Below are 12,671 nucleotides of genomic sequence, written 5' to 3'. Positions count from 1 at the left end.
TAAAAATACTATAGGGCATTAAATCCCTTAGTCCAGTTTGCCAGAGGGAAATACTTTCTGATTTCTTCTTTGATTACTCTCATGCCTTGCACATCCTGAGACTTTTCATATAGGTCATAACATCTCTCATAGGATGAATACTCCGAATTCACATCAAGCAACTTTGAATAAAACAATTGTGCATCTTCAAGATAACCAGCCTTTAAACAAGTATCTCCGATCAAACGAAGTAGTTTTATATTGTTCGGTTGCTCTTCAAAAGATTTAGCTAACAGATCAATCGCAACTTCAGTAAATCCGTAGGAAAGAAGTATATAACCTACTTCGCATTTAGTTTCCAAACTACTCTCAGATAATAATACATTCGTTATTTTTTCAAACAAATCAAATTCTTGCAAAGCAATTAATTGAGTAATTATCGTTAACAATAATTTCTCTATTGAGGTAGTTAAAACAATTTTGTTTATCGATTCATTCAAAACAATAGATTTTAGTGTTTTAGCTTCTTTATTATTCAAATTTAATATTGGAGCAGCAAAATCATATAGCTCTTCGTCTCTTAATATTGCTGCGAGCAGGATGACATCTGAATGATTAATATCCTTTTCAGGTACTTTCAACCAATTACTTTTAGCCAATTCATACTCTTTGGCATATTGAGCTGCAGTAGCTTTTATATGAGATTGAACTGTTATACTTTTATACATCGCTAAGTACCTATTTAACAATGGATGACGTGTACTATATAAAACATCCAATAACATTTGTAACTCATTAATATTAGATACGTTATAAATCATATTTATATTCTGATATACTTCTTCAGCAGAAATATTAGCCTTTGAGACTAATTCAAAATATTTCATTAACGCTGGAGCATATGACTTTTTTATTTGCAAGACATTCACTATCTGATCGTAGCTTTCTGATATTCGGTTCTGACTCTCATATAATTCTGCTAATGAAAACCGGGCCATGTAACCACCCGAACCTTCAGTCAACATCGCACCATGATCGCCCATTTCCAAACACTTTTGAAAAGTTATCTCAGCATCCTTATTGTATCCAGCTTGAGCAAATATTTTACCCTGCATGTATCTCATTTCTGTATCCATTGGAAATAAATTAATAGCATCTTTAAGAATTGTTAAAGCATCTTCATTTCTGTCAAGTTCACTTAGACAATAGGATAATTTTGTAATAAGTTCTGGTAAAAAAACTCGATTTGAGCTCAAAGGATACGCTCTCTGAAAGTACTTAATTGCTTTTTCGTACTCATCTGCAGACATGTACGTTTTGCCCATATTATATAAGTTATAAGCATCCGGATTCTCTTCGACTTCTTTCAACATCAATGGAAGATTTCTTTTTACTTTTCCCTTCTCCTCCATAATCTCCGTTGTGTATCCAGTGTGATGAATGACAGTACTTGCTGACCCTCCAGTAAAATCATGTTTTTCATCCAGTATATTCAAATGTTCGTGCAACCGATTTTGATAATATAGTCCTTTATGATTAGCGAACAATCTAACCGCAATGTGTTTAAATGCTCCACCGTAAGACAAAACATTGTGTATATTAAGTAAATAATAATCTTGTTCAGATTCGATATCTGCCTGCAAATCTGCATCTGAATCCACGTACTCGTCCGCATCCAAAACAAGAATATAATCGCTGTTGGCAAATTGAATAGAATAATTTCTCGCATCAGAAAAATCATTTTTCCATTCATAATCATATACATCCGATGTATATCTTCTTACTATTTCAATTGTTGAATCAGTTGAACCTGTATCTACAATAATTATTTGATCAACCTTATCTTTAATACTTTCCAAACATCTTTGAATGTATTTCTCTTCATTTTTAACAATCATACACAGAGAAATTGTTTTATTCATAGGTTGACCCTCTCATCTATAAAGTAAGTACTCTAATCTATATATCGGTTTTATTAAAACCAAAGATTAGTCGATTTACCCAATAAAAAAAGGAACCCAATGGGTTCCTTTTGGAAAAATAATTAAAATTAACGAAGCAATTGCAGTACGCCTTGTGGCTGTTGATTTGCTTGTGCCAACATCGCTTGAGCTGCTTGAGCAAGGATATTGTTCTTAGTTTGGTTCATCATTTCCTTGGCCATGTCTACATCACGAATACGGGATTCAGCAGCAGACAAGTTCTCGGAAGTTGTTCCCAAGTTGTTGATGGTGTGGTCCAGACGGTTTTGGTAAGCTCCCAGCTTAGAACGTTCAGCAGAAACTGTCTCAATGGCTGTATTAATAGCAGTGATTGCAGCATTCGCAGATGCAGCGGATGAGATACTAATACCATCAGTAGTAACCGCAGCATTTGCACCAGTAGCTCCAGCGTTTGAAGCTCCTGAGCCTGCTACACCCAGCTTAGTAGCGTCCATTGCAGTAATTGTCAATGAAATGTTTTGATCAGCATTAGCTCCGATGTGGAAAGACAAGTTTGCTGCACTAGTTACTCCACTGGATGCACTTGCTGAACCGTCCAACAATTTCTTAGTATTGAACTCAGTCGTATTGGAAATACGAGTGATTTCTTTCGCCAATTCATCAACTTCTTTTTGAAGTTCTCCACGGTCAGAAGTAGTGTTGGTATCACTTGCAGATTGAACAGCCAACTCACGCATACGTTGCAGGATGCTGTGTGTTTCATTCAATGCACCTTCAGCTGTTTGAATCAAGGAGATACCGTCTTGAGCATTTTTGGAAGCCATATCCAAACCGCGGATTTGACCACGCATTTTTTCGGAAATTGCCAGACCTGCAGCATCATCACCTGCACGGTTGATGCGAAGACCAGAAGAAAGTTTCTCTACTGATTTGTTAGTGTTGGCAGTATTAACACCCAGTTGACGGTGTGTATTCATAGCAGCGATATTGTGGTTAATAATCATTTGATATTTCCTCCCTGAAATTAAGTTAGTTCCACATCCATGTGGTAAACGCCGAACCATTAAGGTCGGCCGCCCTGCCGGATCAGCGTCTAATACTTATATCGACTGCATGTCCCCAACTATTTAGAGTAATTCGAAGTTTTTTTTGATTTTTTCAGTAAATCTGCCTTTATCACAAAAAAACCGGGTCCACAGACCCAGGAGTTAGTTTAGCTATCATTTATGAGTTATTACTATGCGGCTCTTGAAGTCGATGAATCAGCGCACTGAGATCAGATTGCAGTGGAGCAGCAGACTCACGGTTGGTTTCTTGAATTGAAAGATATACCTCTTTTCGGAAAATATCAACATGCTTGGGAGCAGAAATACCTATTTTCACTATATCTCCCTCTACTCCTAAAACTGTCAGTTCTATCTGATCTTGAATGACGATGGACTCTCCTTTTTTGCGGGAAAGCACTAGCATATTACCCACCATCCTTTCCGTCTATTGGTGGCAATTGCAGCAGTCTATGCTTCGTACGATAAGGCGATTTATGCAGAACTATCTGTTTCCCTACATTCCCGTCGGGGTTTAAGACAATAGGGGCCAATAAATTAATTGTGGATTGTTCTACTTGTTCCTTTAGTGTAATGATGCAACGGACACACACATTCGAACCAATCCTAAGTTCTTCTGCCTCATCATCAGGCAGTTCAAATTCATACGAAGGATAAAATACAAACGGATCACCGAGCAGAAAAGATAATCCTTCGTTTTTCACTGACTGCAAATACCAAAAAGGCCCTTCAGTCATTTCTATCAAAGCAAAGTCTGTCTCTTCATCAAATCCCGGAATGCCTTTCGGAAAATGATATAGCTGTTCCTTAATCACTTCAAGTTTACCCCAAGATAGTGTTTCTATAATCAAGTTGGTCTCACTCCTCGAAAGTTTAGCATCGTAAAACTTATTCTTGACTTACCTCATTATAATTTCAAATAAAAGAAAAGCTATAGAGGCGCTTTCCGGCAACATCTATAGCTCATTCACTATAATTGAACATTCACTTCTGGAGGAATAAACTGTATAGAGGCATATTGCTGCATATAGATATCTAACTTACCTCGATTAAACTCAATCTCCGGGAAGTGTCTTTCAACCTCGAGATTGACCTGTGCAGCTCGGAAATTTATCAACGGTGCGGTTGTCTCAATATTAATATCGACATTGTCGTACGATGCGGGTCCACGGTTTTCAGGAAATGAATTTGGTTCAGTATCCGTCCCATACACCTCAGCAATCGTATTGCCCGGCCTAAAAAATTGAGCCATCCGATTCCCCTGCTCCACCTTTCTGGCAATTCCCTGAAGGTATAGCTGCTGAATTCCAGAGTAAATCCGCTTATTCATTTCAAGCATATTGCCACCATGATAAGCAGCCCAAGCCCGTGACTGATCCACATTAAGCTTTGGTCGGTAGGATTGCACAGTAAGCTCTCCTGGAGTAGTATTTACACTCAAATCGGCTTTAGGTTGGGTAATAGAAATTGAGCCAGGGTCAGCATCAATACCTATCAAAGCAGAAGTCTGACGAATCTGGAGTATGGGTTGAAGCATTAGGCTCACCTCAATTACCTGATAAAGTCAACTAATGTAGTAGAGATTATCTTGGCTCCTACAGAAAGCGACGCGTTATAAATATTCTCTTGAATCTTGGATTGCATAATAAGTCCTTCATAATCCGCATCCTCAGTTTTAGCCTGTAGATCCGTCAAATTCGTGTTTAGATCAGAAAGGCGCTCTTGCATCAGTTCAACACGATTCGTTTTAGCTCCGATTTCAGATCGAGCGGACAAAATTTTCTCAACTCGTGTATCGATTTCTTCCAGTTGATTAGACACAGCTGTAATATTACCGGCTTTCAAACCATCTGCAATATTATTGATTATGCTGAATAGATTGTCTGTATCTCCAGTATGACCAAAAACATCATTCCCACTGATATTTATGGGCATTTGTACGCCCTCGCCTACAATATATTGAATATAACCTGTGTCCGTAGTTATAGCTTGAGAAACATCGTAAGTACCATCCGCGCCTTTAACAAAATCATAAGGTTTGGTATCGTATTTTTCTCCATTAAAAATGTATTTTCCGTTAAGTCTACTATTTGAGATATCGACAAGTTGCTCTTTCAACTGTTTTACCTCTTCATTAATACTATCCAGTGCTGACTGAGGGTTACTCCCTGTGGAGGCCTGTACAGTCAACTCGCGGAGTCTTTGTATAACATCTCCGGCTTGTCCAAGAACCGTATCATTGAAGTCCAACCATGAAAGAGAGGTATCGACATTCTTTGTGTATTGCTCATTGGATGAGAGCTCCGCACGGTAGCGAAGTGAATAAGTAATGCCTACTGGATCATCGGAAGGCTTATTGATCTTACGTCCGCTGGAAAGCTGCAATTGGGTGTCGTTCATCGTGCGAGCATTGCGGTTTATGTTAAGCATTAACTGCGAGCTCATCATATTTGAAGTAACTCTTAGCATGAGACTTCTCCTCCTTATCTTCCGACAGTACCGGTAGCATTTATCAATTTATCGAGCAATTCGTCATAGGTAGTCATAAACCGTGCAGCAGCACTATAGGCATGTTGGAAGACCAGCATATTGGACATTTCCTCATCCAGAGATACACCACTGACCGATTGGCGACGAGCATCCACCTGTTGAACAAGGTGATCAGAATTCTCTGTCTGCCGCTTTGCTTCCTGCGATTGAATACCAAGTTGACCAACCATAGAACTAAGATAAGAACCTATGGTACCGGTTTTGGTGCCGTCAGGCGTTGTCATAACATTGTCTTTTAGATTACTCATGAGCAGTGCCAGGGTGTTGTTCCCTTTGATGACTTGAGTATTACCATCTGCTCCCATAGTGGTTCTCAGCGAGGTTGCAAACAGGCTTACGTTCGCTGCAATGGTAGAATTCAGCTTGATGTTGCCTGCAGTAATCTCTCCACCGTCGTCTGATGTGGTAAAGAACGGTCGGCCAGCATTTCCATCCATCCCATAACCTAACTGATGCAGACCATTTAGGCCTTTAACTGTAGTCTTCACATCTTCATTCAGTGTAGCTCCTTTGGGCATTGCTTGTCCTTTACCCAAATTCGTTACTGTGCCATCAGCCAGAGTAATTCTAGCATCATTTGTCAGCACTGTGCCTTCTGGAAGATTAGAACCTGCCGGAAGTGTGACATCCACATTTCCTGTAGCAAGTGTGTTGGCCATAACGTCAAGTTGTCTCTTGTAATCAGCGACATAGGTTCTACTTGACATGATCATGCCGTAAACCTCTCCGGTCTTCATATCCCCTGAACTATAAGCATTGTTCAGAAAAGCACTGTCTACAGTAGCCTGAACGGCCTCACCTTGAACAAGCGGCTGTCCGCCCAAGGAAATATTATATCCGGTCTCTGTTTCTACCACGCTGATGTTCACAATTTTAGAAAGCTTGTCCGTCAGTAAATCGCGCTGGTCACGAAGATCATTCGCCTTGTCGCCCATGCTTTCAATCTTAGCTATGGATTGATTTAAATCTGCGATGGTAGAAAGATAGCTCTGAATTTCCTTGCCTTTGACCTCAATATTGGTGTTTAGATCTCTGTCAAGATTATTCAATTGAGTGCTCATATAATTCATAGCATCTGTAAGGGCTTGTGCAGTTTGTACTACAATTTTGCGCGCTGTAGGATCCTCCGGATTCTTACTCAAATCCGACCAGGATTTCCAGAAGTTATCCAGTACGGTGCGGATACCCGTATTCGATGGTTCGTTCACAATAGCTTCCAACTTATCTAGTGTATCCGATTGAATACTCCAACTACCATTAGCAGAGTTCTCCTCCCTGAATTGGTCATCGAGAAATTGCTCCCGAATCCTATCAATAGAAGAGAATTCCACGCCTGTTCCAAGCTGACCAGGAACTGTTGAGTTGCTGAGACCATAGGCTTCAATGGGCTTAGACGCATTCATATTTACACGCTGGCGGGTATAGCCCGGAGTATTTGCATTCGCTATATTATGTCCGGTGGTGTTAAGGGCTGTAGTTTGGGTGAACAAGCTTCGTCTTGCCGTTTCTATCGAATGAAATGTAGACGTCATTCCTCTGGCTCCTCCTCTGGTTTTGCTGCGGCAAAACGTTTCGTTGATATATTCTATCCCCGGGCGTCAAATAGACCCGACCGATACACATTGCTGCCCTTATCGGACGGATGGTGATAGGTCATCTCCTGATTTGGTCTTCCGACCAGAAGGTCCAAGGAATAATCTATAAAAGTAAGTGATTGCTCAATCAACTTTTGGTTGAGTTCATTAGCTTCTTTTAAATGGTGTAACGTACCTGAAAGCTTCTTCTGGATCTGTAGCAGGCGCGACTTGTCTTCGGGGTCGAATACCAGCCTGGACAGTTCTGTCAGGTTCAGGTTCAGATTGGAGCGGATTCCCACTCCCTGTAAAAAGGCATATGCTGCCTGTGTACGTTGTTCTTCAAGCTGTCCAACTAACTTCATCGTTTTGGATTCACGATTGAGGATGTCGATCAGCACTTCAACTTTATTCTCCATAATTGCCTGCTTTTTGGTAGCGGCCAGATCCAGCATTTGGATATGTACCTCGTCCAGCCGCTCCAGCAGTTCGATCAATGTTGTCAATGCCATGGATGAATTCACCTAATTCTCGGAGGATTGCTTAAAATAGGGGGCGAGTTTCTCTGCGAGTTTGGCTGCGTCTACTTGATAAGTACCAGCGGAGACCTGCTGCTTCAAGCTTTCAATCTTAACGGCGCGTTCAGCATCTACCTTTCCGCTGTTCTGGGCCTGCAAGAGCTTCAAGGCTTCATCGGAAAAGGTAGCCTCATCCTTGCGCGAATTCTTCTTCATTTGTTCCTGCCTTTGCGATTCGGCACTCCGCTGATAGGGGTTAATCGCGTTAATTCGTCCGGTCTCGTTAATTTTCATAACTGCCACCTTCCTTGTAATATAAAAAAGCCGATAATCTTTACTAAGTTTATCGGCGCTTGTTGAAACATTCTTTATAGCTGCAAACGTTTTTTTGCAGATTTAAGGGTTACGAAGTTTATCTATGGCGCGGTATGCACCCTCGTGCGTATGACTGGAGGCATCGGCAGCAGCGCTCTCCTTGGCAGCATTAGATAGATCCTTCCGCAGACGATTACGGCAGCTGTCACACATGTGACCTTCCCGAATCAGAGTTCCGCATACTTCACATGGATACATCATATTGGGTGCGTTAGCTATGGAGATCCGGCCTTCCCGAATAAAGCGGGTAATCTCTTTAATGGAAATCCCCGTAGCATCGGACAATTCCTGAATGTTGGTTCCTCTATTTTCTCGCAAGTAATTTACGCAGATCTCATATTCATGCTCCAGTTCCTTGATGCAGGGCTGGCATAATTCCATGAGATTCTTGACGTATAACCGGCCGCACCTTGGACAATTGTCGAGATTCATAACAAGCAGCCGCTCCTCCCATACATTTTGTGCAAACATAACAATTCTTATGCTCCTAGATTACATGATTGAAGAGCATTCGTCCATCTCTTGCAATGGATATACGAAGAATTAGTTCCCTAGGAGCGGGCCAGAGTCAAACTGCGAATCTCCACAGCTATACCACATTCCTCTGCAAGACGCTGCAGGGGCTCAGCACAGGCACGCAATGTACTTCCTGTAGTGTAAATATCATCTACTATAATGATGCGCAGAGGAGCTCCAGAGTTACTTCGTGTTTGTAGCCAGCCAGCGAATCTATCCTTCATCCCGGGGTCAATGGCAAAGGCATGCTTCATATCTGATAGCCTCTCGGCCCGGCTCTTAAAACTTTGCTTTCCCGTATGATAGGTGCGAAGCAGCAGGCCAAGTTGCGGAATGCCCCTACGTGAGGATAACACATGTCCTAAACGTTCTGCCTGATTAAAACCCCGCTCCACCAGTCTGACCCCGCTGACCGGAACGGGAACCAGGAGATCTGCTCGCCACGTGTCTTCTTCTTTATAGCCAAGATAGGAAAAGAGGGTGTTCCTTTTCTGTTCTTTTAACTGGATCTGTCTTTCCCTTTCCTGCTCCGCCTTCAGCAAACCATAGGCTCTGTCTAACATTAAGCCGAGGAGAAGAGTGTATCTCTCATTTCCTCTGTATTTATATTGTCCTATCAATTCACGCATCACCTCGTTATAAGCCACGGCACTACGGTTGCAGATCAGTGGGGTCGGTTCATTAGATCGCGTACAATCCGGGCAGCCTACATGCCTGCCGCATGTGGTACAGCGGGGAACCTGTATCCACGGTATCGTGACAGCACAGTTTGAACAGACTTCGGGCAAAGGCGATGATCCCTTACTGTTCTTCCCGCAGATCAGACACCTGGTTAAAGGGGGCGCCAGCAGTAATTCTGCTTTTCTCAACCATTGTGGCAGCATACTCATTAGAGACTCTCCTTACGAATGTAACCTTTTTGACGAGCAATTCGGTTCATGGTACGGATCTGGGCGATGGCCCCTCGCTGCGAACGGCTCCACTGCGGAGAGATGTAGAAGACTCTCCCCTCTGGATCATCCTTGGAACGCCCGGCACGGCCAGCCATTTGAACAAGTGAAGCCTCATCAAAAAGAGAACTGTCCGCATCTAAGATAAACACATCGCTCCGCGGCACGGTTACCCCGCGCTCAAGAATCGTTGTGGTGACGAGCAGCGAGATACTACGGTCACGAAACGCCATCACTTTCTCCCCTCTTGCTGCGTCCTGAGAGGAAGTCCCTTCTATAACTACACTCGGGAAACGGCGGCGCAGAAGCACCAGCAAACCTTCGATGTGGGCAATTCGGGATACAAATAGAAAAATCTGTGCGCTGCGATTCAGCGATATTTGCAGCTCTTGAATCAGCTTCTTCGGCAAAGCGCCCCGTTTCAGGCATATTCTCACCGGGTCCGCAGCCAAATGCCGTGGTACAGGTAAAGGATGCCCGTGAAAACGAACCGGAACCCTGGCATGGGCCAGCTTCCCTGATTTGACTTGACGTTGCATGTCCGTTGGTGGCGTGGCAGACAGGTAGATGAAGCATCCGTCCGGCTTACATGCCTGCCCTGCCGCATAGGCCAGCATCGGATCGTTATGATAGGGATAGGCATCCAGCTCATCTATGATAACGAGATCGAAGCTGTGATAGAAGCGCAGCAGCTGATGGGTGGTCGCCAACGTCATCCGGGCACCTACCCAGCGCTCTGCGCTGCCGCCGTATAGCACGGCTAGGTTCTCCGACGGGAAGGCCCGTCCTAGCCGCGGCGCCAGCTCCAGTACAACGTCGCGCCGCGGTGTTGCTACGAGCGCCTGGCCTCCGGCGCCGAGTACGGCCTCCAGGAGCGGGAAAATCATTTCCGTTTTTCCCGCTCCTGTCACTGCCCAGAGCAGGAAGCGCTCTGGGCTCGGGACCACGGGGCGCTTGAAGCCCAGGACGGCGGAGCGCTTGAAGCCCGGGATGGCGGGGCGCTTGGAGCCCGGGACTGCGGGGCGCTTGAAGCCCAGGACGGTAGAGCGCTTGGAGCCCGGGACGGCAGGGTGCTTGAAGCCCAGGACGGTAGGGCGCTTGGAGCCCGGGACTGTAGAGTGCTCTGGGCTCGGGACCGCGGAGCGCTGCCGCCGCTCCGCCAGAAAAGCCAGCGCAGCCCCGGCGGCTCCCGCCTGGGCCGCGCTAAGCCCCCACCGGCGTGCCGCCACGGTGGGGTCAGAGCTGGCCGTGCAATGCACGGCCGGGGTCGCTGCGCTGCGCAGCAGCAGCGTACAAGCCCGGCTGCGCCCAAGTGCGAGGCAGGCCTCGCAGTAGGCGCAGCCCGAGAGCCCGCACGCAGCACAGGGCGTGCGGGCAGTGGCAGCGCTGCCGCAGCGACGGCAGCGCGGGAGGGCGCGGCGCGGGGCGAAGCCGCGCCGGAAGCCCAGATGCGGCGGCCAGGCTGCAGCCGCACGAAGAGCGCCAGCGTCCAACGGGAGCTGGCGCAGCCCTTGACGCGCGGCTCCGCCACGCGCGTCCTCGCCGACGGCGGCTTCAATGCTCAGCCGCCCTTGCAAATGCGCCAGCTGGGCAGCGCGGCGCCAATGACCGCATAGTTCCGGGCTTTGATCCAGCAGCAACGCTTCCAGCTCCGCTTCAAGCAGGGATCGCCCGGATACCGCATGTACCAATTGTTCTGCTTGTCTTGTCAGCAGGTCCAGATCCTCAATCCTTTCTTCAAGGAAGCTTACTTCTTCTCTATCACTCCGATCCCTAAAATTGCTGTTCCATTTAAGAACTTCCATCCTCTCATCTCCGAATGAAGTTACATTGGTAGCTTTCCGCTGCTCACTTCTCAAGAAAGCCTGACCTTCCTCCATTCTGTTATCATCACTAACCCCCTCTTTGCAACCACGGTCCGTCAATCTCCACCTATCACCCTCACATTTCCATATCGAAATTCCGATTAACAGCCACTCTGAATAACTTATGACATTACCATTACCGTCTCCCTCTGCCTTTAGTTCAGGCTGAAGAATATCCTCTATGCATTTACTCCACTCCCTACTGCTCCAAGTATGCATATGTTTATCCGACCGGAATCGGTCACGAAAGAGCACGGCCCAACCCAGTGGCATTTCGAGCGTAAGTAGAACCAAACGCTCCACCCCTTGGTTATGGCTCCACCCTCCGAATTTCTCCTCCCGACCTTCCCACCAACAGAAATCCACAATTGGTGCCAGAGAAATCCACACCCTCCATGTACCATTACACTCCACAGCATAAGTTGCAGCCTTCATCACAATTCCTCCTTCATTAAAGCTCAGAAGTAGTCTTCTATAAATAAAACAAACCTTAAATTCGAACATAAGGTTTGGTCATCACTTCAGTCGAATAATTGGACTGACAGTGCTGTTGTCACCATATTCTTCTTATTAAGCTGCTCTAGCAATTCAAATCCGGCTAGCTTATACTACAACGGGAGCTTTCTTCCGGAATCTTTTAGGCGAACGCTTTCGTCTCTTTCAATCCCAAGTCCCCTTCGTTCCACTTCATTTTCTCTTCTTGGACCTCTCAAGACATACAAAAAAGCACACTCCCCTATTTACCGGAGAGTGTGCTTCACCCATTGCTTACATAGTTATTTAAATATCGCCATGCTTTGATTTTGATCCCCTACTTCCATCCACCTGCATCATAGGCCATCGGACAGTTTGCCCGGACAACCGCAAATCCAGAATAATTCCCCGCGATTTCGACATTTCTTCCTGGCCGAGAGCAGGCACAGCGGTTGCCAATTCTAGGGAGCAGCCGCTCCTGGCCATCCTGGATACGATCCCCATTGTTGTATCACTGGAGTTATCGTCCATTACAAGTACTCGTAAGGGCTTTCCTGTAAGAAAAGCATGAAACGTCAATGATCGAATATACCATTCCACCACAGATTCGTGATTTCGGGTGATAAGAATATATTGAATCCAATTTCCGGATTCCCGTGCCTGACGGGACTTCTCCCGGTTATGCAGCACGTGAACAAGGGCTACAGCGGATGAATAAACCGCCGCAATCCATATTAATTGGGCTACCATGGAGATGCACCTCCTCTGTATACGACACTATATGCCGATACGTAGGGGTCGGTGACAGCCCACATCTTTTCATGTTACAAGCCTGATTCCCGGACGCTGCTGCCCCCTGGTTC

13 protein-coding genes are annotated in these 12,671 nt (G+C 45.3%); all 13 read right to left on the bottom strand.

The window, feature by feature from the left end; all coding sequences use genetic code 11:
- Positions 1-8: 8 nt before the first annotated feature.
- Complete coding sequence (locus tag ACFVU8_RS19090; RefSeq protein ID WP_387429321.1) at positions 9-1,901, bottom strand: glycosyltransferase; 1,893 nt, start codon at positions 1,899-1,901, stop codon at positions 9-11.
- Between the two features lie 128 nt (positions 1,902-2,029).
- Positions 2,030-2,926: a flagellin Hag gene (gene hag / locus ACFVU8_RS19085; protein WP_387429318.1), complete on the bottom strand. Its 897-nt coding sequence runs from the start codon at positions 2,924-2,926 to the stop codon at positions 2,030-2,032.
- 220 nt (positions 2,927-3,146) lie between these two features.
- Positions 3,147-3,392: a carbon storage regulator CsrA gene (csrA, locus tag ACFVU8_RS19080; protein ID WP_387429315.1), complete on the bottom strand. Its 246-nt coding sequence runs from the start codon at positions 3,390-3,392 to the stop codon at positions 3,147-3,149.
- A 1-nt stretch (position 3,393) separates the two neighbouring features.
- Positions 3,394-3,837, bottom strand: coding sequence for a flagellar assembly protein FliW (gene fliW / locus ACFVU8_RS19075; RefSeq protein ID WP_387429312.1), 444 nt, complete (start codon positions 3,835-3,837; stop codon positions 3,394-3,396).
- 119 nt (positions 3,838-3,956) lie between these two features.
- Positions 3,957-4,523: a DUF6470 family protein gene (locus ACFVU8_RS19070; protein ID WP_387429308.1), complete on the bottom strand. Its 567-nt coding sequence runs from the start codon at positions 4,521-4,523 to the stop codon at positions 3,957-3,959.
- 14 nt (positions 4,524-4,537) lie between these two features.
- Positions 4,538-5,455, bottom strand: a complete 918-nt coding sequence (flgL, locus tag ACFVU8_RS19065; protein WP_387429305.1) for a flagellar hook-associated protein FlgL — start codon at positions 5,453-5,455, stop codon at positions 4,538-4,540.
- A gap of 14 nt (positions 5,456-5,469) precedes the next feature.
- Complete coding sequence (gene flgK / locus ACFVU8_RS19060) at positions 5,470-7,068, bottom strand: flagellar hook-associated protein FlgK (RefSeq protein WP_387429302.1); 1,599 nt, start codon at positions 7,066-7,068, stop codon at positions 5,470-5,472.
- Between the two features lie 53 nt (positions 7,069-7,121).
- Positions 7,122-7,622, bottom strand: coding sequence for a flagellar protein FlgN (locus tag ACFVU8_RS19055; RefSeq protein ID WP_387429299.1), 501 nt, complete (start codon positions 7,620-7,622; stop codon positions 7,122-7,124).
- 12 nt (positions 7,623-7,634) lie between these two features.
- Positions 7,635-7,922, bottom strand: a complete 288-nt coding sequence (gene flgM / locus ACFVU8_RS19050; protein ID WP_387429297.1) for a flagellar biosynthesis anti-sigma factor FlgM — start codon at positions 7,920-7,922, stop codon at positions 7,635-7,637.
- Between the two features lie 102 nt (positions 7,923-8,024).
- Positions 8,025-8,435, bottom strand: a complete 411-nt coding sequence (locus tag ACFVU8_RS19045; RefSeq protein ID WP_379466697.1) for a TIGR03826 family flagellar region protein — start codon at positions 8,433-8,435, stop codon at positions 8,025-8,027.
- A gap of 119 nt (positions 8,436-8,554) precedes the next feature.
- The gene (locus ACFVU8_RS19040; RefSeq protein ID WP_387429295.1) at positions 8,555-9,409 is read right to left on the bottom strand and encodes a ComFC family protein; all 855 of its coding nucleotides are present in this window, start codon (positions 9,407-9,409) and stop codon (positions 8,555-8,557) included.
- Positions 9,409-11,769, bottom strand: a complete 2,361-nt coding sequence (locus ACFVU8_RS19035; protein ID WP_387429292.1) for a helicase-related protein — start codon at positions 11,767-11,769, stop codon at positions 9,409-9,411. The genes ACFVU8_RS19040 and ACFVU8_RS19035 overlap by 1 nt, the downstream gene beginning before the upstream one ends.
- Before the next feature lie 345 nt (positions 11,770-12,114).
- Positions 12,115-12,558 (bottom strand): glycosyltransferase family A protein, encoded by a 444-nt coding sequence (locus tag ACFVU8_RS19030; RefSeq protein ID WP_387429290.1) that lies wholly within the window; start codon positions 12,556-12,558, stop codon positions 12,115-12,117.
- Positions 12,559-12,671: the final 113 nt, after the last annotated feature.

Source organism: Paenibacillus sp. NPDC058177 (assembly GCF_042883835.1).
Classification (GTDB): domain Bacteria; phylum Bacillota; class Bacilli; order Paenibacillales; family Paenibacillaceae; genus Paenibacillus_AQ; species Paenibacillus_AQ agri.
Note: the sequence above shows the minus strand (reverse complement) of the source record. Positions and strands in the feature narration are given on the sequence as shown.

What these genes read in the sequence shown, in the direction of transcription:
- ACFVU8_RS19035 (WP_387429292.1), bottom strand. Translation starts at nt 11,769, where the DNA reads ATGAAGGCTGCAACTTATGCTGTGGAGTGTAATGGTACATGGAGGGTG.
- ACFVU8_RS19090 (WP_387429321.1), bottom strand. Translation starts at nt 1,901, where the DNA reads ATGAATAAAACAATTTCTCTGTGTATGATTGTTAAAAATGAAGAGAAA.
- ACFVU8_RS19030 (WP_387429290.1), bottom strand. Translation starts at nt 12,558, where the DNA reads ATGGTAGCCCAATTAATATGGATTGCGGCGGTTTATTCATCCGCTGTA.
- ACFVU8_RS19055 (WP_387429299.1), bottom strand. Translation starts at nt 7,622, where the DNA reads ATGGCATTGACAACATTGATCGAACTGCTGGAGCGGCTGGACGAGGTA.
- csrA (WP_387429315.1), bottom strand. Translation starts at nt 3,392, where the DNA reads ATGCTAGTGCTTTCCCGCAAAAAAGGAGAGTCCATCGTCATTCAAGAT.
- hag (WP_387429318.1), bottom strand. Translation starts at nt 2,926, where the DNA reads ATGATTATTAACCACAATATCGCTGCTATGAATACACACCGTCAACTG.
- flgM (WP_387429297.1), bottom strand. Translation starts at nt 7,922, where the DNA reads ATGAAAATTAACGAGACCGGACGAATTAACGCGATTAACCCCTATCAG.
- flgL (WP_387429305.1), bottom strand. Translation starts at nt 5,455, where the DNA reads ATGCTAAGAGTTACTTCAAATATGATGAGCTCGCAGTTAATGCTTAAC.
- ACFVU8_RS19040 (WP_387429295.1), bottom strand. Translation starts at nt 9,409, where the DNA reads ATGAGTATGCTGCCACAATGGTTGAGAAAAGCAGAATTACTGCTGGCG.
- ACFVU8_RS19070 (WP_387429308.1), bottom strand. Translation starts at nt 4,523, where the DNA reads ATGCTTCAACCCATACTCCAGATTCGTCAGACTTCTGCTTTGATAGGT.
- flgK (WP_387429302.1), bottom strand. Translation starts at nt 7,068, where the DNA reads ATGACGTCTACATTTCATTCGATAGAAACGGCAAGACGAAGCTTGTTC.
- ACFVU8_RS19045 (WP_379466697.1), bottom strand. Translation starts at nt 8,435, where the DNA reads ATGAATCTCGACAATTGTCCAAGGTGCGGCCGGTTATACGTCAAGAAT.